The organism is Wujia chipingensis (genome assembly GCF_014337155.1).
Lineage (GTDB): Bacteria > Bacillota > Clostridia > Lachnospirales > Lachnospiraceae > Coprococcus_C > Coprococcus_C hominis.
Genome location: NZ_CP060632.1, coordinates 1812522 through 1836115, shown reverse-complemented (window position 1 = coordinate 1836115; position 23594 = coordinate 1812522). Strand labels below are relative to the sequence as shown.

The following is a 23594-nucleotide window of genomic DNA, read 5'->3' as shown; positions in this document are numbered from 1 at the left end:
AGGGGAAGTAGAACATGAAACGTAAAACAAAGATTTTGATATCTGCATTATCTGTAATGTTCGTTGCGGCGATTGCAGTTGCAATTGCATCGTTCTCCTTCGCTGGAAATGGTGACGAAGACGGCTTGCTGGAGAATGGCGAAATTATCGCAGATGCAAGTCAGAATGTGGATACAAAAACGATTATCGATTACATTATCGATAATTCAAATTCAGAAGATCCAGAAGTAGATAAGATTTATCATATCGCAGAAATTTCATCTTCTTCTGCTTCAAGCTTAGAGACATTTGTTAGTTCCAATGGCTTTAAGGATTATGTTATTGATGGAAACCGTACAATCGAGCAGGCGATGGCAGATGGTTGTATCGAATACAAATGTTTTGGCGGAAATGTAACAAGTGATGCAGATCTTGCTTATATTTCAAAGGCAGATTTCATTTATGTAAGTAATGATTCTGCATCGAAATTTACAAAAGACAATGACATGAGCGAGAAATTATATGATCTTTTGCATACATATGCAGTTGGCGATTTTAAGCCTTTAGTCATTGATAGTCCAAATGCAACAACCGTTGATCCGTCGACATCAAAGAATATGAAAGATCTTGCATCTTCTGTATTTGGCCCAAATGAAAAGTATTATTACACATTCAAGTGGGCAAGCAACTTAAGTGCAGATCAGTATTTGCAGCATGCAGGTGGTTCTTTGTATCTGGGAATTAACGGTCAGACACAGAAGACAAATGGTGTATGGACGGAAGTATATGAGTCAGACCCGACTGCCTCTGCTTCAGATGGATCCTCAGCGCAGCCGATGTCTATGGCGAAGATTTTGACAATTGGCGTCAATACTACATATACAAAGACAGATGCGCTGTTAGCAGGAAATCCGTCAGCAACGGGGTTGTATGCAGCAGATGGTTCTGCAATTGCAGATACTGCTACATCAAAATATTATAAGCTGGATGCAAATTCAATCTTCTATAAGAATGGTTATAATAACCGTGTCGGTGTAAGACCAACTTATATACAGAATGATATTGTAACATTGGCTGATTCAGAATCCGTTGATTTTGATCAGTACGACATGATTGTGATTGAAGATTCTTGTTATAATCAGACAATCACGGCAGATCTCTATAAGAAATTTGCATCAGCAATGTATGGTAAGCTCCATATTGTATATGGTGCAGATATGGGAACATCAACAGATGCAGCGATTGAAGTTCCGGACGACTTAAAAGAGACAAACTACTCTAAGTTATTTTATATGGTAGCAACAACAGAGTATGTTGCACGATATGAGAATATTATGGTAACTTCAAGAGCTGACTTTAGTGTTGTTACGACTTCAAAGAGTGCAGCGACAGCAAAGGTTATTGCAGATTTGATCAATGCATCGAAATATCGTGGAATTGGCGGTAGAGGTTCTTCTTCCTCATCCTTTACGGTGTTAGAGATTCAGCCATGCTATCCAATTGATGAAGCTGTGGCACAGGAAGTAGGCAAGGCAAAGCCAAGAAGTGGTAATGCATCAAGTATTTATGGAAGTGGAAATTATTATACAGCTCCAGCTAATGTCGTGAATGGAAAGACAAAAGAACAGTTAGCTGAAAATACAGAGTACTATGCCTGGGAGCTCTCTAAGGCAAAATTAGCAGATGCATTAAACTTACCAATTGATAAGATTAATTTGGTACAGATGTCATCCGAGGAGTTTGCGTGTGATAAATCAGAAGTTTTAGGAAAGTACGATTTGGTTTATATTGGTGGAAATACATCTGCATTAAAGGATGTGTTAGAATATCGTAGTTTGACAGGTCTTGCAAGATGGGGTGGGACATTGAAGTCTAATTCGGGTAGTTTGGATATGTCAAAGATTACAACTTTGCCAATCTACACGATGTATTCTCACAATGGTGATATTGTAAATCTGGATCTTTCAGCTATGGCACAGTCTCCAGGTCCTGCAAACAGTGGTACACCAACTGCGAAGGTTCGCCTGAATGGAAATTATACAGATACGTTTACAGTATTGAATGGTAATGATATCACATATAATCGGTATGAGGCATTAAAAGAATATGTTGATGCAGGAATGCCGGTTGTAGTAAGTAAGAATCTGACAACAGCATATACTCTTGCAAAGACAGATGGCTATTTGCAGAACTCGATTGATCCGGATTCTAATATGTATAAGTTATTGGCAGCATGTGAAGGCACTGATAAAGATAATGTACAGTGGAACTTTAATCAGACGGATGTGGAAGATATTTTAAGTGATGGTTCACTTGGTGATTCATTAACAGGATATGTCTCAGTGTTCAAGGGTGGTGCAGCAGATACTCCAAAGAATGAGTTGAGTTCAATCTATGCAACATCAGTGAAGAGACCAAAGCTGACAATCACAAGTATGCCGGCAACTTATAATCGGTATGATGAAACATCACAGATTACAGATGGTACATTGAAATTTAAATATACAGTCACGGGAAGTGCCAATTATACGGTTAAACTGTATATTGATGATGATGGAAATAGTACTTTTGATCGAAAAGAAGAGTACATGACATCAGGAGATGCGAATTCACTTACTTATCAGTGTGCGGACAGCTTCTATGGTCCACTGTATTGGATGATTGAGGTTGTTGATACAAATGGAAATTCAGTCAGCCAGACGGGTATTGCTTATGTCAAGAACAAGACTGACGAAAAACAGCAGGTAAATGTATTGCAGATTATGCCGGGAGGTAAGGCAAACCAGTGGTCAAATAACGCACTTGGCGAAGGCGCAGAAGGTTACAACTCCTTGTATTTCTGTACTGTATGTCAGCAGGCATATCAGAGACTGGAGTATAACCCATATACGAATTCAGGAAATCGTACAGCGTATGGAGCTCTTTATGGTGGTAATTTCCAGGATTCGAAGGATGGTATGCTGGGAAGTCATTACTTAGGTAAGCATGAGCATACGTTTGGTATCGTAAGTTATGACAGTCAGCTTGTTGTACCTGGAAAAGGTGTCAAGGGTATGGATGACTGGGATAACAACCTTGCAGATCAGGTAAATGATTTGTATGACTTTGATGTCGATATTATGCTGCGTAATGAGTTTGAGCAGGCTGCAAAGGATGCAGAAGCTGCATATGATTACAAGGTTGACAATGGAGAAGTTAATTACTCTTCAGCAATTACAGATGCAGAAAAAGAGGCACTTGTAAATTCATTTACAATTGATTCAACGGATACTGATTATGATAAGTATAATGCACTCACAACAGTGGAAGATAAATATAAATTTATTAAGAAACGTGAGTATGAGCAGTTGGCAGGCAAATATTGGCAGTTGTATCAGTTTATGAAGAATGAGAGTGCAACTGGAACATCCAGCATGAAGGATGAAACAGGTGTTGATATTCAGAAAACAACCGTTGATGCAAGAAAGGAACTTGATGAAGAAATTGATAAGTTAATTGCCGGAATTCAGTCAGGAAGCACAAATTCAGGCAAGACAACCTTCTCAAGTAATACATCAAAAGAGACTTTGATTCAGGAATTGAATCGTTTGAAGACAAAATCAACGTACAGTGATTATTATTCTATTGATGGTAACGCTGCACAGTATAATGATGTATCACAGGCATATCTTCCAAATGGAGAGAGTATGAACACTTATATGGAGGAGTACTTTAAGGTAAAAGATAAAGAACTTGAGTATAAGGAGCTTTACAAGAAATACACAAGATATGCAGCAGGTGCCGATTGGTTACAGGAATCATATAGTACAATTATTCTTGGACCATCTGAAGATTTCGGTGGAGATGATATTACAAGTCCGATTGCACTTGCAGATTTGAAGTCTTACATCGAAGATGATGGACAGCTCCTGTTGTTCCATGATACATTGACAAAGTTCTCTGATAAGGGTACTTCTACATTGACAGCAACACTTCGCTCATACTTTGGTATGGATCGGTATCACTTTAATGATCCTGTGACAACAGATGCAAGTCAGAATTATGTGAAGTATACAACTACACAGGATAGTGACAAGTACTTTATGACGAATCTGTCGACAACGAAAGATGAAAATCGGTATACAAGCTGGCTTTCAGATATGAAAAAAGTGTTTGGATCAACGCCAAGCAAATATCTGACATCCGTGGCATATACAGATGCGGTAAATGTCAGTGGTAATGATAATCCATATGCAATTCCTTATCGGTATGCCGATTTGAGCTGGGCAATCGCAGGATATTGGTACAATGCAGCTAGCTTTTCTGCAAAGGAGAATACAAAGTATGGTACTGATAAAGCGAGTCAGAACAATCAGGGTATTGTAACATTGTTCCCATTCACATTGGCATCTGAGTTGAATATTTCAGGAACGCACTCACAGGCATATGCGCTGGATGTTGAAAATGATGACATGACAGTGTGGTATTCTCTTGCAGGTGGTAATAATACAAAGGACGGTTCTTCCATCTATGCAGCATCACCGAGAGATGGTATGGACAACTACTTTATTTACACTTATAAGAACGTAAACTACTGTGGTGCCGGACATTCGAAGGTGACTGGTGTAGGAAAGGATAATAATGATGAGCGTTACCTGTACATCAATATTATTTGTAACTCGGTTCGTAACAGTGTAAAACAGCCAACCATTTATGTATATGACTATGGTAAAGAAACAAATAATATCATCAAACGTGATGTAAACGATGATTATTATACAAAGGTTGAGGAGAATACTTCATATCCAGAGTTTAGTTTTAAGGTAACTGTAGACCAGGATGCAACATTAAAGCAGGTTCGAATCTACTATGATTTGGATTACTCAGAGACAAATCGTGATAGTTCATATGTAGCAGATAAGAATCATGTATTGATTGCGGATTGGAATTCTACACAGGTAAAGGAAGGTATCATCAAGGATGTATTCCGATATGATTCTTCTCTTGAGAAGCTGTTGAATAAGGATGGCGGACAGATTGCTGAGAAGTATGTAGATTCTGATGGTAAGGAAGTTACAGTAGCGGCAACGAAATTGAAGCTTCAACCATCGTACTTTGAGAATTACAATAATGAATATACATATATTGTAATTGAAGCAACTGATTCCGAAGGTAACAAGGTTTACCAGAGAATTAAGGTTATGTTGAAGGATTATCTCTTTGATTTAACTTAAATATATTTAAAAAAGCATGGGAAACTCTGAAAAGAGTCCCATGCTTTTTTGCCATTTGATTGACTTTTTTATAAGAATCGTTATAATTAAAATATGTATGTAGTTAGGAATCAGGCGATATATGCCACAACGTACAAAATAATATGAAAGGGGAGATACTATGCGAAAACGCAAAATGAATCGAGCACTCGTTGTCGCACTGAGTGTTGCTATGGCATCAAGCAATATAGCACCAACAGTTACATATGCGGCGGAGTCATCTCAAATTTTCGAAGCGTCAGAACAAGAAAATCCACAAGAAGAAACAAGTGAACAGGAATCCAAGACAGAGGTTGAAACTGTAAGTGAAGATTTACAGCAGGCAGAGCAAACTGTTGCAGAAGATAAGACGATTACAGAAGAAACGTATTTAGAGTACACACCTGAAGAGGGAAATTATACTCTGTCTTATCAGATTCGTGTAAATAATGGAAAAAAGGAAGCTATTATTAAGGGATATGGTAAAAATAAGACAGATAGAAATATTACTATTCCAAGTGAGGTAAGTGCTTCCAGTGAGTACACAAATGCTGCAGACTATCAGAATATTCCAGTTACAGCGATTGATCAGGGTGCATTCGCATTGACGGAATGTCCGAGAGGCGTGAATATTCCTGCCTCTATAGAATCCATTGGTACAAATGCATTTGCCGGAGGAGAAAAACAGAAAGTTTACATATTGCAGTCCGTTACAATTGAGGAAGGTTCAAAGCTGAATTGGATTGGAGAGGCTGCATTTCAAAGTCAGGCAGGATTGAAAAGTGAAATTGTGATTCCTGATGGTGTTACCAAAATTGGTAAACAGGCATTTTATAATTGTGAAGGCTTGACAAAGATTACATTTAATGGTGGAGGAATCATTGGTGCGCAGGCATTTTCTGGTTGTAGAAAAGTCAATATGGAAAATGGGTTAAAATTTCCACTTAATGTAACAGAAATTGGTGATGAAGCATTTTTGAATTATGGGGCTTCCTCAACAAATGCAGGAGATCTTGCGCTTCCAAGTGGACTTACATCAATCGGAAAGAAAGCCTTTTCTGGCGCAAAGCTGAAAGGAAATCTTGTTATCCCAAGTTCCGTTGCGTTCATGGGAGATTCTGCATTTCAAAGTGCATATGCCGATACCGACAAATCAAATATGGGGATGTTATCGTTTGAAAACGGAAGTAAATTAACGAGTATTCCAGCGTATGCATTTGATAAGTGCCTTGCGTTTAAGGGCTCGATTGTAATTCCAGAGGGGGTTACAAGTATTGGGCAATATGCATTTGAAAAGTGTTCAGGGATGGATGGAACGCTTTCTTTGCCATCAGGGTTGGAAACAATTGGCAATTATGCTTTTTCTGAGTGTTCAAAGCTGACAGGAGGAATTACACTTCCAGATACGTTGACACAGCTTGGTACGTATACATTTAATAAATGTAGTAATATTAATGGAGAACTTGTATTAAGTAAGAATTTAAAGAATATACCACAGGCTGCATTTTCAAACTGTTCTAGCATGATTGGAAGTGTGGATATTCCAGAAGGCGTACAGAAAATAAATGCAAACGCATTTCAGGGATGTTCTTCGTTAAATGGAACATTAACAATCCCGGAAACGGTAGATACGATTGGTGCCTATGCCTTTGATCAATGTAGTTTACTCACCGGGACTTTAACAATACCGGGAAAGGTAACTAATGTATCGAATTATGCATTTGACGCATGTTCTGGATTTGATGCATTAAAGCTTTCGGATAGTATTACAACTATCGGAAATTATGCATTTGCAGATTGTGATGGTTTTAAAAATGAATTTGTACTTCCTGCAAACCTGAAGACGGTTGGAGAGTTTTCATTTAGTGGTTGTAGTGGACTTGTTGGAAATCTGGCGATGCCGGATACTGTCACTTCAGTTGGAAAGTCTGCTTTTGCAGGGATGTCCGGATTAAATGGATATATGTATTTGTCAAAGAAACTTACATCCTTTGGAGAGCTGTGCTTCTATGGTTGTTCGAAATTAACAAATCCGAAGGATGAGCAGGGTAACATACAAATTATTGAGATTGCAGAGGGAACAACGGCGTTACCACAGCAGATGTTTGGAAATTGTAAGATGCTGACAAAAATACAGGTTCCAAAGACTATTAAGACAATCAATACTGGTGTATTTATTGGAACGAACTCTGCACTGGATCTTTATGTATATGCGGGGTCTGATGGAGCTGCGTGGGCAAGAAATTTGTCCACAGAGCAGAAAACGTTTGATGTTATTTATTTGGATGCATTAGCTTCAATCAAGCTTTCCAATAACGCATACACAATGCGAGTTGGCTCAGAGAGAGACTTGTCTGCAACTATCAAATATTATAAAGAAGAAAATGGTGTGGATGTACCATATGAAGTTGCAGAGAAAGATGCACCAGATAAATTAACATGGACTATGAATAATAAAGATACAGGTACCTATGCATCCTATGCAGATGGCAAAGTATCAGCAATCAAACAGGGAACGGAAACAATCAAGGCAACATCACCGGATGGTAAGACAAATGGTATGTGTAAGGTAACAGTGTTTAATAAATATGTTACACAAATGTCGTCCTCTGATCCAGCAACAACAAAACTGAATGCTTCAAAGGATGGAGAGCAAACAACGATTACAGCAACAATCAAATTGCAGGGATTCAAAGAAGCATTGGAATATGGTGAGATTAAAGAGGAAGATGTGACACTTACATGTACACCATCTGTAGAAGGTGTGGTTAAGATTGAGACGGGAAAGATTGTGTTTAATGAAGATTATACACAGGCTACAGTTTCAACAGTAATTACACCGGTAAAGAGTGGAAATACAGTTATTACATTTGCTACAAGTGTACCTGGTGAAACGGAAACGAAATTTACAAAGACGATAAATGTCTATATGCCGTTACAGAGTATCAGTATTCCTGAAACAGCAACTGTAAAGGTTGGCGGCGAGAAGTTGAAGTTGACAGCGACATTGAATCCAGAAGGAGCAACCACACAGAAGGTCACATGGAAGAGTTCGGATACATCGGTTGCGACTATTAAGTCTACGACCGGAGAAATTACAGCAAAGAAGGCAGGAACAGTCACTATTACATGTACACCTTCAAACAACTCGAATTATGGTGATACGGCAGAAGCTGTTACCTGTACATTGACGGTTTTGCCAAAGGATGGAACAACGCCAACACCGACACCAGATCCAACACCAAATCCAAATCCGAATCCGGATCCAAAACCAACTCCGGATCCAAAACCAACTCCGACACCGACTCCGGAAGTGAAAGTTCCAACAATGTCAGTGAGCTATCGTACGCATGTACAGACATTTGGATGGGAGAAGTCATGGAGTAAGGATGGCGCTATGTCCGGTACGTCCGGAAAGGCAAAACGTCTGGAAGGCATTGAAATAAATGTCAGCGGAAATGATAAGGTTGGCATTCAGTACACGACTCATTGCCAGAGCTACGGCTGGCTGCCATGGTCATCAAACGGAGACATGAGTGGTACAGAAGGCGAAGCAAAGCGTCTGGAGGCAATTAAGATTCAGCTTACAGGTGCAGATAAGGATAAGTATGACATTTATTATCGTGTACATGCACAGTCTTATGGCTGGCTTGGTTGGGCGAAGAATGGCGCACCAGCAGGAACTGCAGGTTATGCAAAACGTCTGGAAGGAATTCAGATTGTAATTGTTAAGAAGGGCGAGAAGATTGACGAGAATAAGAATGGCATTAAATCTGTCAATAAAAGTGCATATATTGCATTATCTGGAACGTCACCAGTTGTGAATTCGAAGCCGACATCTTCAATGAATCCTACGATTGAAGGAAACAGTACACCAAATGTTACATACAGAACGCATGTACAGACATATGGCTGGCAAGGTTGGAAGTTTAACGGAAGTATGAGTGGTACAAGTGGACAAGCAAAACGTCTGGAAGGTATCGAAATTAAACTGACAAACAAGCCTTATAGCGGAGGCATTAGTTATACAACACATGTACAGTCCTATGGATGGCAGGGAAATGTGAATAATCCTTCTACTTGGAGATCAAATGGTGCAATGTCCGGTACAAGTGGTGAGGCAAAACGTCTAGAAGCGATTTGTATTACTTTAACAGGCAAGATGGCAGAGCACTATGATATTTATTATCGTGTACATGCGCAGACATTTGGCTGGCTTGATTGGGCAAAGAATGGTGCACCAGCAGGAACTGCAGGTTATGCAAAACGTTTGGAGGGCATAGAAATTAAGCTTGTTCCAAAGGGTGGACCGGCACCTGGTAAAACAGCTAGACCGTATGTAAGTAAGTAATTATTATATTATTAGTAAAATAAAATCCATGAGTGACTTCGATAATATCGGAGTTGCTCATGGATTTTTGTATGTAATAAATATGTTATATAAAATTCATTAGATAAATAAAAAATAGAAGAGACCATATAGATTCCCCAATCTATATGGTCTCCCTATGTAAAACATAGTTTGAGTTGTTGCGTCCGAACATCAACAACTCGCTCTCCCCAAGATGTCCAAGGACTGATCCTCGAACAAGATTATCGTAACATATAATTGATAAAAATCAAGGGGGCTGGCACAATTGGCGCTCTACAGAGCATACTTTTTTATTTGTTGCATTTTTGCGTTGTATTTCCAAATCTATGATTGTATACTACTACAGTAGGAGGCTTGATAGACATGAAGGAACAACTGGTACAAGTTATTGATAAAAAGGATTTACAGGTACTGATTCTGACGGATGGATATAACATCCATCATCTGTCTGGGTATCGGGGACATACAGGAATGCTTGTGGCGTTTCAGGGAGAACAGTATATTTTGACAGACAGCCGGTATACAGAGCAGGTAGAACTGGAAGCACCGGAATTTACCTGTGTGGATATTGGACGGGAAGGATATTCCAAGACGATCGCGGCGATGGTGCAGAAGGCATTTGCAAAAGAGGGCAGATCCACACTTCGAATCGGATTTGAGAATAAAGAGATTTCGTATATGCAGTATCAGGCTTTTGTAGATACATTTGCAAAAGAATTGACGGGAATGCAGGTGGAGTTTGTGCCACTGGAAGATGCAGTTAATGTGTATCGGGAAGTAAAGACAGAGGACGAGATTGCGAAGCTGGCACGTGCAGAGCAGATTGGCGATGAGGCGTTTACAGAGATTGTAAAGTTTATCCACGAGAACTGGAAGGATGGATTGACGGAACAGCGAGTTGCCTTGCAGTTAGAATATGAGATGCGGCTGCGTGGTGCCGAGGGAACGAGTTTTGATACGATTGCGGCAAGTGGTTCAAACAGCAGTCTGCCACATGCGATGCCACAGCCGAAGCTGCTTACGGAAGGTGATTTCCTGACGATGGATTTTGGCTGTATGTATCAGGGATATTGTTCGGATATGACGCGGACGATTCATATTGGAGAAGTGGTAGAATCAGAGCAGAAGAAGGTGTATGATACCGTGCTTCAGGCACAGCTTGCAGCACTTTCCGTTGTGAAACCGGGCATGGTATGTTCGGATGTCGATAAATGTGCACGTGACATCATCGCAGACGCCGGTTATGGAGATTATTTCGGACATGGACTCGGACATAGTGTGGGACTTTTTATTCACGAGGAACCTCGTTTTTCCATGAAATGTGATGCTGTGTTGAAGCCGGGTGTTGTGATCACAGTGGAACCGGGTATTTATCTGCCGGGCAGATTTGGTGTACGGATTGAGGATATGATCGTGGTGACGGAAGATGGATATCAGAATCTGGCATCTTCCCCGAAGGAACTGATCTGTGTATAATAGTCTAAAATGAAATATAATTTTGAAAAAAGTATTGACAACTCCATACCTGCATGCTATAGTATGCAAGTATGTTGATGAAAGCAGAGTATCCACTCTCACCTTAGCGCATAGGCGACTCGGGTTATGTAGTAAGAGAATATATAGATTTCTTATTATAACAATGTGTGGATAGTTTGTCTATCCACTTTTTTAATGCATTGATAATGGGAGGTGTATATTATTAGCGATTTAATGATTAACGAGCAGATTCGTGACAAAGAGGTACGTGTGGTAAGTGAGACAGGAGAGCAGCTTGGTATCATGTCATCCAAGGACGCTCAGAAGCTCGCAGATGAGCAGGGTGTTGATCTGATCAAGATTGCACCGACAGCAAAGCCACCTGTTTGCAAGATTATGGACTATGGAAAGTTCCGTTATGAGCAGACACGTCGCGAGAAGGAAGCAAAGAAAAAGCAGAGAGTCATTGAAATCAAAGAAGTTCGTTTGTCACCAAACATCGACAATAACGATCTGAATACGAAGGCAAACATGGCAAGAAAATTCCTGACTAAGGGCGATAAGGTAAAAGTTACACTTCGTTTCCGCGGTAGAGAGCTTGCGCATGTGGATAATGGTAAAGCGATTCTGAATTCCTTTGCCGAGATGCTTTCAGATGTTGCTGTTGTAGATAAACCTGCAAAGTTTGAAGGTAGAAGTATGATCATGTTTTTAGCTGAAAAACGTTAAATTCATATAAATAAGAAATTACCATGCATATGCATGATTTTTAAGGAGGAAAAGAAATGCCAAAGTTAAAGACAAAAAGAGCAGCTGCAAAGCGTTTTAAGAAGACAGGAACCGGTGAGCTTAAGAGAAATAAGGCTTACAAGAGCCACATTCTTACTAAGAAGACTACAAAGAGAAAGAGAAATCTTAGAAAAGCAACTATGACTGATTCTACAAACAGCAAAGTTATGAAGAAGATTTTACCATATTTATAGGATATTAGGAGGAATGAACGATGGCAAGAATTAAAGGCGGCGTTGGCGCTAAGAAGAGACATAATAGAACATTAAAGCTCGCTAAGGGATACAAGGGAGCAAGATCTAAGCAGTATAGAGTAGCAAAGCAGTCAGTTATGAGAGCTTTGACATCTTCTTATGCTGGTAGAAAGCAGAGAAAGAGACAGTTCAGACAGCTCTGGATCGCTCGTATCAATGCAGCAGCAAGAATGAATGGACTTTCATACAGCAAGCTTATGTATGGATTGAAGCTTGCAGGTGTAGATCTTAACAGAAAGATGCTTTCAGAGATGGCTATCAGCGATCCAGAAGGTTTCGCAAAGGTAGTAGAGGTTGCTAAGAGCAAGCTCGCTTAATAAAAGATTGTATTCAAAACCCGTTGTCTTCGGACAGCGGGTTTTGTTATAATAGGGGTGTAAAACTGTTGACCGGAGAGTACAAGGAGCAAAGGATGAATAAAAAAGTAACAAAATGTATAATCATGCTGTTGTGCACGATCTTTATCTGGACGGGGAATATGACAACTTATGCAGCAGAGACGGCGGATCCGGAGACATCGGATCTGAAGCCGTTGGAGCTTTACCAGATTGATGAAAGCTATGGAGATCTCGATGAGGCTGCCATGTCAATCAGTGATAGTAGCAGTGGAACCGCACTATCTGGTGTCTATCGTACGAATTGGGACTCATATGGAGATGATTATTGCTATCAGAATCTGAGTACAACATGGCAGGAACTCTATGATGAGATGAACTTGTATTGTACAGCGTATATGAATACATGTGTGGATGCGAAGGTGTTATCCGTTAATGGCAGGGCTGTTTCTGGTATCGGTCCAATCCGCTATGAAGGGTTGACATCGGAGGAGTTATCATCTCTGGTTTACATATTCACCTATCAGAATCCACAGTTTTATTTCATCAAGAATGCTCTGTATTACAATAGTAAAGTTGTATATCTGGGCGTATATGATACTTTTGCGGATGGAGATACCCGTTCCAATGCTTCCGTGCAGATGTTTAACCGGGTGGATGTATGGGTGCAGACGATTCAAAAAGAATCAACTGCGTATGCAAAGGAGAAGAAAGCACATGATATCATCTGCGAATATGTAGAGTACGAAGAGGGCACCTACGATCAGACAGCATATAGTGCTGTCATGCAGAAAAAAACGGTGTGCGCCGGATATGCGAAGCTGTATAGTATGTTGACGAATGCTGCAGGGCTTGAGACGGTATCAGTTACGAGTGCCACACACGGCTGGAACCGGACGAAGCTTGGAAATCAGTGGTACAATGTGGACCTCACGTGGGATGATGGAACGCCGATATCCTATCAGTTCTTCAATAAATCTGATGCTACGATGGAGAAGTACGATGGCTCTTCCCGGGAATCGCATACGCAGAATCACTATTATGATGGCGTAGCTCCTGGTTGTGAAAGTGATTACGGAGCTTCTGTGACGGTTGTGGATGCAGAGCAGATTCATGCGGATACAGCGACAGTCGTATTGGATCTTGTGAATAATCAGTCAGGGCAGATACGAACCAGTTTTGTGCCCGCAAATGTTACGGACAAACGGTTGGGATATGTGTCAGAGAATACAAATATTGCAACGGTCAGTGCATCCGGGCTTGTGACTGCGGTTGCACCGGGTAAAACATCCATTACAATCCGTAAACTGACAAACAATCAAAAGGCAACCTGTACCATAGAGGTATACGGATGGCAGGATGAACCGGAGACTCCGACGGTTGCAAAGTACGGTTCAACTTGGATTACATTGGACACACAGAGTGGCTGTGTGTATTCTGTGGATGGAATCCACTGGCAGTCAAGTCCGGCTTTTGTGAATCTCAAACCAAATACAGAATATACCTTTTATGTAAAACGTCCAACGAGCGGATATTATCGGGAGAGCAAAGCAGTGTCTGTCCGTGTGCGTACTCTGACGGAAGAAGTACAGGCGGCACCTGCAGTGACAGTGCGATATCGGACGCATGTGCAGACCTATGGATGGCAGAAGCAGGTGACAAATGGCACGATGAGCGGTACAAGTGGACAGGCGAAGCGCCTGGAGGGGATCGAGATCGCTGTGAGTGGCAACCAGAAGCTTGGAATCCAATATACGACGCACTGTCAGACCTATGGATGGCTGCCTTGGTCGTCGAATGGAGAGATGAACGGAACCGAGGGAGAGGCAAAACGTCTGGAGGCAATTAAAATCCAACTTACGGGCGCTGACAAAGATAAATACGATGTGTATTATCGTGTGCATGCGCAAAGTTACGGCTGGCTTGGATGGGCGAAGAATGGTGCGCCAGCAGGAACTGCGGGATATGCAAAGCGTCTGGAGGGTATTCAGATCGTGGTTGTAAAGCGTGGTATGCCAGCACCGGAAGTTGATTATGCTGGTGTATATGCAAGTGCGACTGTGCGTCAGACCGCCTCGTATATCGCGAAGAATGGAACATCTCCTGTGCTTGGTAGTTCCACAACCACAAATGCAAATCCGACGGTGAGCGGAGAGAATACGGTAAATGTGGCGTATCGCACCCATGTACAGACGTATGGCTGGCAGGGCTGGAAATATAACGGTCAGATGAGCGGCACAAGTGGACAGGCAAAGCGCCTGGAGGGAATCTGTATCAAGCTGACCAATAAGCCATACAGTGGTAATATCGTTTACACAACCCATGTGCAGACTTACGGCTGGGAGGGAAATATAAATGATGTGTCCACATGGAAGCAGAATGGAGTTATGAGTGGTACAAGTGGACGTGCAAAGCGTCTGGAGGCAATCTGCATCAATCTGACAGGTGAGATGGCAGTACATTATGACGTTTACTACCGTGTGCATGCACAGACGTATGGCTGGCTTGGATGGTCTAAAAATGGAGCGCCAGCGGGAACTGCGGGTATGGCAAAACGGTTGGAAGGAATTCAGATTGTGCTTGTTCCGAAGAATGGCGCAGCACCGTCTGTAAATTATCAGGGCATTCGCAGTGTGCAAAGTCGGTCGTATATCCAACGATAAAAGCACGGATTTATGCGCATTATAGTAGATGGTGAAAAAATATTTACAAAAATAGAAAAAAGTTGTTGACAAAGGGCAATCAAAATGATAATATATGTCTTGCGTTGAGCGTGAGCGACACGCAAGAGAATGCGGGAGTGCTGGAATTGGCAGACAGGCTAGACTAAGGATCTAGTGATGGCAACGTCGTGTGGGTTCAAGTCCCATCTCCCGCACGAAGAGAAAGAGAGATAGCAATTATCTCTCTTTTCTTTTTATATACATATGTTAAAATAGCAGCAGGAGCTGGATAAGGAGATAAAAGTCATGGCAAAGACGAAAAAATCAGACAATTTGGAATATTGCAGAGGAATTCGTGTGATGGATGTCGCGGTGTATGTATTTGCATTGTTGGCGTTTGGTGTGTATCCACTGATTTACGATGACCATTATTTTAATATTACGATCACAAAATATCATTTCTTTTTATATGCGGCCGGTATCTATCTGGCGCTTGCATTGATCGGTTATGTTGTGGAGGCAAATCTGAAGAATTATTATAAGTATGATTCTTTGCTCGTCGAGGATAGCGGGAAGAAACGGTTTTTTCGACCGGAGTTTTATGCACTTGCATTCCTGATGGCAAACTTTTTTGCATGGCTTTGTGCAGATAATAAAAAAGATGCTTTTTATGGCTTGCAGGGCAGACGGATGGGTCTTTGCATGTATCTGGTTCTGATGATCGTATTCGTTGTGCTGGCACAGCGTGTGCGTCCACAGATGATCATGTTTATCTTTTTTGCTGCGGCAAATGCATTTGCGTATGCGGTTGCAATCGGACAGCATATGGAGCATGATTTCCTGAATCTGCGTTATAACATTGCATCAAATCAATATACGAAATTCATATCAACATTCGGAAATATCAATATGTATGCAAGCTATCTGTCGATATCGATTCCGGTGTTGTTGGCAGTGTTTGCATTTTGTAAGAACTGGTTTTCGCGTATTCTGTCAGGAATCCTACTGATCGCGGCTGGCTGCAATATTCTGATCGCAAACAGTGATAGTGTATTCCTTGGTATTTTTGCTGGCGTTGTTGTGGTGACAATCCTTGCATTTATGCAGGGTAGACTGCGGTATAGTTCGTTTGCAGTGTTTTTATTGTTTGTCGGCAATCTGGTGCTTGGGTTTATCAATAAATATGGACATACAAGATATGACAAGAAACGGGGCGGACTTGCAATCGTCTTAAACCGGCTGGATATTGCATTTGTGTTATGTGGAGCAGCGCTGCTTGTATTTGCAGTTGTGTGTGTCTGCAACTGGAAGCTTGGCACGAGGGTTGCAGCATGGAATAAAAAGAAGATTGTGCTGATTGTCTGTGGTGCGTGTGTGGCGCTTGGCGTGATTGGTATTATTGTTTTGGCGGTAACTGGCTCTTCGTTACTGACATTCAATGATAAATGGGGCAGTTATCGTGGTTACATCTGGAGAAAGATTGTGGAAGTGTATGGTGATGCACCGTTTGTAAATAAGCTGTTTGGATATGGAAATGAGTCGGTACGTGTGACACTCAAGGCGGCATGCTACAATGAGATGGTTCAGGTCACGGGTAAAGTGTATGACAATGCGCATAACGAGCTGTTGCAGTACTTATTTACCACAGGTATTGTTGGTCTGCTTTCTTATCTGGCATTGGTCGGAAGCAGTATCGTCTATATGTTTAAGCATGCAAAGGAGCATGCATGGATCAGTGTGTGTCTGGCAGCGACAGTTGGATATTTCGCGCAGAGCATCCTGAATCTGAATCAGCCGATTACAACACCACTGTTCTTTGTATTTATGGCAATGGGCGTTGGTACTGTGAATTATTGTAGAAGAGTGAAGGAGTTAGAGAAACGTGCTTGAATTTCTGGTTCATAAGTGCATAAAGGATGCGGATGAGATCGAACGCCCGGAAGTGCGGAAACGGTATGGTTTTTTCTCCTCCATCGTCGGAATCATCTGCAATGTGATCTTGTTTGCAAGTAAGCTTGCAATCGGTCTGATCGCGGGCTCGATTTCGATTGTATCAGATGGTGTGAATAACTTATCGGATTGTGCGACTTGTATCGTGACGATGTTTGGGTATAAGATGGCAGCGAAGCCAGCCGACCGGGATCATCCGTTTGGACATGGGCGGATGGAATATCTGACTTCGCTTGTGATCGCGGCTGCGGTTGTGGCGGTTGGATTTGAGTTGCTGCGAAGCTCGGTGGAGAAGGTCATGCATCCGGAGCGTGTAACGTTTTCATTTCTTGCTCTTTTGGTGCTGGTGCTTTCCATGCTGGTGAAGATTGGGATGGGAGTTATGAACCGGAAGCTTGGCACGAAGCTTTCTTCGTCCATTATGCTTGCAACCTCTAAGGATAGCTTTAGCGATGTGTTTGCAACACTGGCAACCGCAATCGCACTTGTGATGTCGGCATTTTCAGATCTGCCGATGGATGGAATCATGGGAATCGTGGTGTCAGTCATGATTATGCTTTCCGGTTTTGGTATTGTGAAAGATACGGTGGATCAGCTGCTTGGACAGCCGGCGGATGAGGAGTTAGTTGCAAAGATCCGGGAGCTTGTGATGGAGAATATGTTCTGTCATGGCATGCATGATCTGATCATACACAGCTATGGTCCGGGAAATCTGATTGGTAGTGTGCATGTGGAAGTGGACTGTCATGAAAATATCATGGAGATTCACGATGCGATTGATGAGTTAGAACGGAACATCTACGATGAATTGCAGGTACATATGACGATCCACATGGACCCGATTGATTACGATGATGAGAAGACGAATGTTTGCCGTGATATGATGGCGGGGATTTTAAAGGAAATCGATGAAGGTCTTACGATGCATGACTTTCGGATTGTGTCGGGACCAACGCATACCAATCTGATCTTTGATGTGCTTGTGCCATATGAATGTAAGAAGACAGAAGCACAGATTAAGTCTGAGATCCAGCAGAAGCTTGCGGAGAAACAGGATACATATTATACAGTAATTACGTTTGATAAAGGATATTGTTGACAAACGGAAAATCATCATATATAATTTTCATATCATTGTGAATGATAGCAAAGGCGAGGAAGAGAACAAGTAGTGTTTGCGAGCAGCTGCCACAGAAAGCAGCCGGTTGATGAGAGGCGCGGTAAGTCGGAAACATGAATACATCTCGGAGCTGCTCCCTGAACGCTTGTCAAGTAGGGGCAGACGGATTGGCACACGTTACAGAGGCTGAAGTATTGATATCGATACTTGCAAAGGCGGTTATCGTGAGGTAAGCGTGAAATAAGGTGGTAACACGGAGTATACTTCGTCCTTATATTTTTATAAGGGCGTTTTTTAATGCCCAAAAAAGAAAATATATTTTGGAGGAAAGAAAGATGACATTGTACGAAGAACTTGTAGCAAGAGGTTTGATTGCACAGGTAACAAACGAAGAGGAGATCAGCCGTCTGATCAATGAAGGAAAGGCAACGTTCTATATTGGATTTGATCCGACAGCAGACAGCCTGCATGTAGGACATTTTATGGCACTTTGTCTGATGAAGCGTCTGCAGATGGGTGGCAATAAGCCAATTGCTCTGATTGGTGGAGGTACCGCAATGATCGGTGATCCATCCGGAAGAACCGATATGCGTCAGATGATGACAAAGGAGACCATTCAGCATAACTGTGATTGCTTTAAGAAGCAGATGAGCCGTTTTATTGATTTCTCAGAGGGAAAAGCGCTTATGGTAAATAATGCGGACTGGCTGCTTGATCTGAATTATATAGAGGTATTGCGTGAGGTTGGAGCGCATTTCTCTGTCAATCGTATGCTGACGGCTGAATGCTACAAGCAGCGTATGGAGAAGGGACTTAGCTTCCTGGAGTTTAACTACATGATCATGCAGAGCTATGATTTCTATGCGTTGTTCCAGAAGTACGGCTGTAACCTGCAGTTTGGTGGCGACGATCAGTGGTCGAACATGCTTGGTGGTACAGAGCTGATCCGTAGAAAACTTGGCAAGGATGCACATGCGATGACAATCACACTGCTCTTAAATTCTGAGGGTAAGAAGATGGGTAAGACACAGAAGGGTGCTGTATGGCTTGATCCAAACAAGACAACACCGTATGAGTTCTTCCAGTACTGGAGAAATGTCGACGACGCAGATGTTATCAAGTGTCTCAAGATGTTGACATTCCTTCCATTGGAGCAGATTCAGGAGATGGAGCACTGGGAAGGCAGCGAGCTGAATAAGGCAAAAGAGATTCTTGCCTATGAGCTGACTGCACTTGTACACGGCGAGGAAGAAGCGAAGAAGGCACTTGACGCAGCGAAGAATATCTTCGGTGGCGGAAATACAGAGAATATGCCAGTTGCTGAAATCACAGCAGATATCTTCAATGATGGACAGACAGATCTGATGTCGATTATCGTACAGGCAGGACTTGCAGCATCCAAGAGCGAGGCAAGACGTGCGATGGAGCAGGGCGGTGTCTCTGTCAATGGCGAGAAGATCACAGATGTGAAGAAGATGTTCACACCGGATGATTTCGCAGGGGAGTTCGTATTGAAGAAGGGAAAGAAGAATTTCCGTAAGGTTGTATATAAGGCGTAATGATTCGAAAATGTGTCAATACAATTAAATATGGAACGGCAAAGGCAAGGGCAATCGTGCTCTTGTCATTGCTGTTCGGAATCGGAACTGTCGGTGCGATTGTGTGTGCAATCGTGTTCCGGCAGATTCTGTTTATTTTTGCAGCAGTCGTATGTGTGTTTGTTGTGATTACGCTGGCGCAGACGCTTGTGATTCAGGGTGGTGTTGTGGAAGATGCGAAGAACGCAGAAACGCAGGACACAAAACGTTCCAAACGTACGAAGCCACAGGATGCGGACAAGAAAGTCGATCATATGAAGCCGCCGGTATTTGCGAAGCGAAAGAACGAGAAAGAAGCTTCGAATGTCGAGGAAGAACACAACCGGCACAAGCGGAAGAAACAGCAAAAGAAGGACGCAGATGAGGGCGGACAGGAGTCGCAGGACAGAGAGGAACGGATGGAAGAACAGTCGATTGTTGCTCTTACGCAGGAAACTGTCACAACATACGACCGGAAGAAGGTCAAGAAGACGCTGCATAAGTTCAAGGTGCGGCGGGAGCATCGTATGATCTTCGTAGATCGTTCCGAAAAGCTCAAGGCAAATCAGACACCTGCCTATATCTGGGTAGAGAAAAAGGATTTTCATCTGTTGCTGATTGAACAGGAACCGCGGCACATCACGATTCCACTATATCAGATCAAGAATATTACATATCTGAAGAAGCAGCCGGCAAATGAAGATATCGATTATGCAGCGTATAAGGGCAGCAGCGTACTTGCGGATATGTTCCGCCCGTATCTGCCGGATTATGCGCACAGTACGGTTGTGGATGATCTGTCTGCCTATAAGAATTTGTATGGAATCGGAAATGATATCTATGTGACAAACCGGTCGGCATCGGCGCTATTTGACCTGTTAGGGGTAGAGTTTCAGGTGGATGACCGGGTAACAATGTCCAACAAGGTGAATATTTATTTTAAAGAAGCATACAAGTCGAATATCTTATTACGGGACAATGTGATTGATGCGAACGGATATGCAGACCGGATCAGCAAGACGCTGGATAATCTGGCGCATTCGACAATCAGCTATGCAGAATTTAAAGATACGCTCAACCTGATGATACGAAACAAATTGATTACACAAGAGTTTGCCTCGTATTATATGGGTGTGAGAGATGATTTGACTAGATAAAAACAAGTAGAAACGGACTTTTGATGCGGTTTCACAAGTTAAGCGTTGCGAACGCCTATATTTACTTGCGAAAACGACACAAAAGTCTGTTTTTGCATACGATTCGCAAGTTGAAACTTAATAATGTATAGTAAAAATTCGATTTGACGTAATTTATGAAAGAAAAAAGACGGTTTTTTCAGTTTGCGTTTTCCTTAGACTTGAGTTATCTTAATTACGAGTTAAAGATAATTAAAAAAATTAAGGAAAAGGAGAATACGAGTATGGAAGTTACAGCAGAAGATTTAGGAAAGCGTTCATTTTGTGAGGCAGTCATGCGTGCAAGATTGCCAAAGGCAGTATTCAAGGAATTAAAGAAGACAATTGATTACGGTGCACCGCTTGACGCAGCGATTGCTGATTCCGTAGCGATTGCCATGCGGGAGTGGGCAAAGGAGCTCGGCGCAACACACTATACACACTGGTTCCATCCACTCACAAACCTGACAGCAGAGAAACATGATTCTTTCATGGATCCGGTTGGTGATGGTACATTCATCACAGAGTTCACTGGCAAGGAATTGATCAAGGCTGAGCCAGATGGTTCTTCCTTCCCTTCCGGAGGAATCCGTGAGACGTGTGCAGCAAGAGGTTATACAGTCTGGGATTGTACATCTCCTGCATTTGTCAAAGAGATTCCGGATGGCTGTAAGGTTCTTTGTATTCCGACTATTTTTATTTCATATACAGGCGAGTCTCTGGATCACAAGACACCACTTCTTCGTTCCATGGATGCCGTTAACAAGCAGGCACTTCGTATCCTGAAGCTGTTTGGTAAGACACCAGCGAAGGTAACTGCTTCCGTTGGACCAGAGCAGGAGTACTTCCTGATTGACAAGGATAAGTTCAATCAGAGACTTGACCTGAAGCTGACTGGACGTACATTGTTTGGTGCACCGGCACCGAAGGGACAGGAGCTTGACGATCAGTACTTCGGCGTGATCAAGGATAAGGTTTCTCATTTCATGAGAGAGCTGAACAAGGATCTGTGGGAGTATGGTATTCCAGCGAAGACACAGCATAACGAGGTTGCTCCTTCTCAGCATGAGATCGCACCAATCTATGGTACAACAAATGTAGCAACGGATCAGAACCAGTTGCTGATGGAGACATTGAAGAAGGTTGCAGAGAGAAATGGATTTGCATGTCTGCTTCATGAGAAGCCATTTGCAGGTGTCAATGGTTCTGGTAAGCATAATAACTGGTCTATCTCAACATCCGATGGCGAGAATTTGATTGATCCAGGCAAGGAGCCAGAGAAGAATCTGCAGTTCCAGGTATTCTTAGCTGCAATTCTGGAGTCTGTTGATAATCATGCTGCATTGCTTCGCCTGTCAGCAAGCTCTGCTGGTAACGATCACAGACTTGGTGCAAATGAGGCACCTCCAGCAATCATTTCTGCTTACCTTGGTGATCAGCTTGCCGATGTTGTTGATCAGATCATTGCAAATGGAGAGGCAACAAGCAGCTTGAAGGGTAAGGTTTACAAGTCAGGATGTTCAGTCATCCCTGAGTTCAAGATGGATGCGACAGACCGTAACCGTACATCACCATTTGCGTTTACCGGTAATAAGTTCGAGTTCCGTATGGTTGGTAGTACACAGTGTATTGCACAGCCAATGATGACTTTAAATACAATCGTTGCTGACACACTTTGCAATTTTGCAGATGTGCTGGAGAAGGCAGATGATTTCGAGGCAGCCGCAAAGAAGCTGGTTGCAGATAAGTTGAGAGAGCATCAGAGAATCATCTTCAACGGAAATGGTTATTCTGAGGAGTGGGTAAAGGAAGCAGAGCGCCGTGGACTCCCAAATATCAAGTGCATGGTTGATGCGGTTGATTACCTCGCAACACCGGAGAATATCGAAATGTTTGAGAAGCATGGTGTAATGTCTAAGCGTGAGCTGGTTGCAAGAGGCGTTGTTATGTATGATAACTACGCAAAGCAGATCAATATCGAGGCTAAGACAATGATCGAGATGTCCACGAAGCAGATTATTCCGGCTGTTATGAAGTATGAGGGTACTCTGGCTGCTTCTGTGAAGGATTTGAAGGAGCTTGGTATCAGCGCAGATACACAGATGGAGATTCTTTCTACCATCGATACAAAGCTTGCGGAACTTAAGAAGGCAACTGCAGAGCTTGAGGATATCGTAGCGAAGGCTGCTGAGAAGGAAGATGATCCAAAGGCTTGGGCAAAATATTATCACGATGTGGTATTTGCTTTCTTCGATACGGTTCGTAAGCCGGCGGATGAGCTTGAGAAGATTGTGGATGCAAAGGCATGGCCATTCCCTACATATGAAGAGCTGTTGTTTGAACAGTAGAATATGCTATAGACCATTTGGTTTATATATTTTCCCCCAGGGGCTGCTTTGGCAGCCCCTTTTTTACGTAATAGGAGATATTATGTGGAATGTTTTCAGTATTGAAAGTGAATTTTTTAGATTTGAATTGGAAATTTGGTTTATCGAGATGAGTTTTTCTGTTTGGGGCGATGGCAAATGGGCGTAGAATGGAGTATAATTATGAAAATGCCCACAACGTGGGCGTAGGACGTGGAAAGTAAGCGGAAAAACCCATCCCGGAAATTTTAAGCGAATTTCAGAGTGGATTCTGTATATCCACTCAGATGTACATATATAAAGATAA

The 23594-nt window shown here is 42.2% G+C and carries 12 protein-coding genes, 1 tRNA gene and 1 other annotated feature; all 13 genes read left to right on the top strand.

What is annotated here, in order from left to right; genetic code table 11:
* The first annotated feature begins 14 nt into the window (after positions 1-14).
* The 13 genes from H9Q76_RS08590 to H9Q76_RS08530 all read left to right on the top strand — a co-directional run bounded on the left by H9Q76_RS08590 (position 15) and on the right by H9Q76_RS08530 (position 23269).
* On the top strand, positions 15-5192 hold the full coding sequence (locus H9Q76_RS08590) for a DUF5057 domain-containing protein (RefSeq protein ID WP_249320943.1): 5178 nt from the start codon (positions 15-17) through the stop codon (positions 5190-5192).
* Between the two features lie 160 nt (positions 5193-5352).
* The gene (locus H9Q76_RS08585; RefSeq protein WP_249320942.1) at positions 5353-9561 is read left to right on the top strand and encodes a leucine-rich repeat protein; all 4209 of its coding nucleotides are present in this window, start codon (positions 5353-5355) and stop codon (positions 9559-9561) included.
* Positions 9562-9945: 384 nt separating this feature from the next.
* A complete protein-coding gene (locus tag H9Q76_RS08580; RefSeq protein ID WP_021985196.1) occupies positions 9946-11058 on the top strand; it encodes a M24 family metallopeptidase in 1113 nt (370 codons plus the stop codon).
* 234 nt (positions 11059-11292) lie between these two features.
* Positions 11293-11787, top strand: coding sequence for a translation initiation factor IF-3 (infC, locus tag H9Q76_RS08575; RefSeq protein WP_117780625.1), 495 nt, complete (start codon positions 11293-11295; stop codon positions 11785-11787).
* A gap of 56 nt (positions 11788-11843) precedes the next feature.
* Positions 11844-12041, top strand: coding sequence for a 50S ribosomal protein L35 (gene rpmI / locus H9Q76_RS08570; RefSeq protein WP_021985194.1), 198 nt, complete (start codon positions 11844-11846; stop codon positions 12039-12041).
* Positions 12042-12061: 20 nt separating this feature from the next.
* Positions 12062-12418 carry a 50S ribosomal protein L20 gene (gene rplT, locus H9Q76_RS08565; RefSeq protein WP_021985193.1) on the top strand — a complete coding sequence of 119 codons (357 nt, stop codon included), beginning with the start codon at positions 12062-12064 and terminating at the stop codon, positions 12416-12418.
* Positions 12419-12513: 95 nt separating this feature from the next.
* Positions 12514-15099: an Ig-like domain-containing protein gene (locus H9Q76_RS08560; RefSeq protein WP_249320941.1), complete on the top strand. Its 2586-nt coding sequence runs from the start codon at positions 12514-12516 to the stop codon at positions 15097-15099.
* Between the two features lie 131 nt (positions 15100-15230).
* Positions 15231-15314, top strand: a tRNA-Leu gene (locus H9Q76_RS08555).
* Between the two features lie 91 nt (positions 15315-15405).
* Positions 15406-16989, top strand: coding sequence for an O-antigen ligase family protein (locus H9Q76_RS08550; protein WP_249320940.1), 1584 nt, complete (start codon positions 15406-15408; stop codon positions 16987-16989).
* On the top strand, positions 16982-18148 hold the full coding sequence (locus tag H9Q76_RS08545; RefSeq protein WP_118544855.1) for a cation diffusion facilitator family transporter: 1167 nt from the start codon (positions 16982-16984) through the stop codon (positions 18146-18148). Before H9Q76_RS08550 ends, H9Q76_RS08545 begins: the two co-directional genes overlap by 8 nt.
* A 47-nt stretch (positions 18149-18195) precedes the next feature.
* Positions 18196-18445 (top strand) — a binding site (T-box leader).
* Positions 18446-18504: 59 nt separating this feature from the next.
* Positions 18505-19728: a tyrosine--tRNA ligase gene (gene tyrS / locus H9Q76_RS08540; RefSeq protein WP_249320939.1), complete on the top strand. Its 1224-nt coding sequence runs from the start codon at positions 18505-18507 to the stop codon at positions 19726-19728.
* Positions 19728-20903, top strand: a complete 1176-nt coding sequence (locus H9Q76_RS08535) for a hypothetical protein (protein WP_021985188.1) — start codon at positions 19728-19730, stop codon at positions 20901-20903. Before tyrS ends, H9Q76_RS08535 begins: the two co-directional genes overlap by 1 nt.
* 263 nt (positions 20904-21166) lie before the next feature.
* A complete protein-coding gene (locus H9Q76_RS08530; protein ID WP_249320938.1) occupies positions 21167-23269 on the top strand; it encodes a glutamine synthetase III family protein in 2103 nt (700 codons plus the stop codon).
* Positions 23270-23594 lie beyond the last annotated feature (325 nt).

Coding starts and splice junctions, on each gene's coding strand:
- H9Q76_RS08580 (WP_021985196.1), top strand. CDS start 9,946: ATGAAGGAACAACTGGTACAAGTTATTGATAAAAAGGATTTACAGGTA.
- H9Q76_RS08585 (WP_249320942.1), top strand. CDS start 5,353: ATGCGAAAACGCAAAATGAATCGAGCACTCGTTGTCGCACTGAGTGTT.
- H9Q76_RS08590 (WP_249320943.1), top strand. CDS start 15: ATGAAACGTAAAACAAAGATTTTGATATCTGCATTATCTGTAATGTTC.
- H9Q76_RS08560 (WP_249320941.1), top strand. CDS start 12,514: ATGAATAAAAAAGTAACAAAATGTATAATCATGCTGTTGTGCACGATC.
- H9Q76_RS08530 (WP_249320938.1), top strand. CDS start 21,167: ATGGAAGTTACAGCAGAAGATTTAGGAAAGCGTTCATTTTGTGAGGCA.
- H9Q76_RS08535 (WP_021985188.1), top strand. CDS start 19,728: ATGATTCGAAAATGTGTCAATACAATTAAATATGGAACGGCAAAGGCA.
- infC (WP_117780625.1), top strand. CDS start 11,293: ATGATTAACGAGCAGATTCGTGACAAAGAGGTACGTGTGGTAAGTGAG.
- tyrS (WP_249320939.1), top strand. CDS start 18,505: ATGACATTGTACGAAGAACTTGTAGCAAGAGGTTTGATTGCACAGGTA.
- rplT (WP_021985193.1), top strand. CDS start 12,062: ATGGCAAGAATTAAAGGCGGCGTTGGCGCTAAGAAGAGACATAATAGA.
- H9Q76_RS08550 (WP_249320940.1), top strand. CDS start 15,406: ATGGCAAAGACGAAAAAATCAGACAATTTGGAATATTGCAGAGGAATT.
- rpmI (WP_021985194.1), top strand. CDS start 11,844: ATGCCAAAGTTAAAGACAAAAAGAGCAGCTGCAAAGCGTTTTAAGAAG.